Below are 1,389 nucleotides of genomic sequence, written 5' to 3'. Positions count from 1 at the left end.
GTGTCGGCCTCGGCGACCGGGACCTGGACGTCGGTCCAGGTGCCGGTCGCCGAGGCCGACACCTACTACGGGTTCAGCGGACTGACCGTGGACCGGCAGAACCCGGGCACGCTCATGGCGACGGCGTACAGCTCCTGGTGGCCGGACACCCAGATCTTCCGCTCCACGGACAGCGGGGCGACGTGGACGCGGGCGTGGGACTACTCCTCGTACCCGGACCGGGTCGACCGCTACACCATGGACGTCTCGTCCGTGCCGTGGCTGACCTGGGGTGCCGACCCGTCGCCGCCCGAGCAGTCCCCCAAACTGGGGTGGATGACCGAGGCGCTGGAGATCGACCCGTTCGACCCCGACCGCATGATGTACGGGACGGGCGCGACCGTCTACGGCACGGAGAACCTGACGAACTGGGACCGCGACACCGCGTTCACCATCACGCCGATGGTGCGCGGCCTGGAGGAGACGGCGGTCAACGACCTGATCTCTCCCCCGTCGGGCGCCCCGCTGCTCAGCGGGCTCCTCGACATCGGCGGCTTCCGGCACACGGACCTGACGAAGGTCCCGCCGATGATGTTCACCCAGCCGAACTTCACCGCCACCACGAGCCTGGACTTCGCCGAGTCCCGTCCGGACACGGTGGTCCGGACGGGGGACCTGGACTCCGGACCGCACATCGCGTTCTCCACCGACAACGGCGCCCACTGGTTCGCGGGCACGGACCCCTCCGGGGTCAGCGGCGGCGGCACGGTCGCGGCGGGTGCCGACGGCAGCCGTTTCGTGTGGAGCCCGCAGGGCGCCGGGGTGCACCACACGACCGGCTTCGGCACCTCGTGGTCGGCGTCGAGCGGCATCCCCGAAGGGGCGGTCGTCGAGTCCGACCGGGTGGACCCGAAGACGTTCTACGGCTTCAAGTCCGGGAGGTTCTACGTCAGCACGGACGGCGGCGCCACCTTCGCGGCCTCCCCCGCGACCGGCCTGCCGAGCGGTGACAGCGTCCGGTTCAAGGCGCTGCCGGGCACGAAGGGCGACATCTGGCTGGCCGGCGGGGAGAGCGGCGGGACGTACGGGCTGTGGCACTCCACCGACGGCGGGCGGAGCTTCGCCAAGCTGTCCGGGGTCGACGAGGCCGACACCGTCGGCTTCGGCAAGGCGGCCCCCGGCGCCTCGTACCAGACCGTCTTCACCAGCGCGGAGATCGACGGTGTGCGCGGCATCTTCCGCTCGACCGACCGGGGACAGAGCTGGACCCGGATCAACGACGACGCCCACCAGTGGGGCTGGACCGGTGCCGCGATCACCGGTGACCCGCGGGTGTACGGCAGGGTGTACGTGGCGACCAACGGGCGCGGGATCGTCTACGGCGACACCTCGGAGACCGGGGGCGGGGAC

The 1,389-nt window shown here is 71.5% G+C and carries 1 protein-coding gene; it reads left to right on the top strand.

Going from position 1 to position 1,389, the window contains the following annotated elements; genetic code table 11:
- On the top strand, nt 1–1,389 hold a 1,389-nt coding region (locus AOK18_RS27925), incomplete at both ends, for a WD40/YVTN/BNR-like repeat-containing protein (protein ID WP_420865651.1).

Origin of the sequence: Streptomyces prasinopilosus (genome assembly GCF_001419695.1) — a bacterium.
Lineage (GTDB): Bacteria > Actinomycetota > Actinomycetes > Streptomycetales > Streptomycetaceae > Streptomyces > Streptomyces prasinopilosus.
Note: the sequence above shows the minus strand (reverse complement) of the source record. Positions and strands in the feature narration are given on the sequence as shown.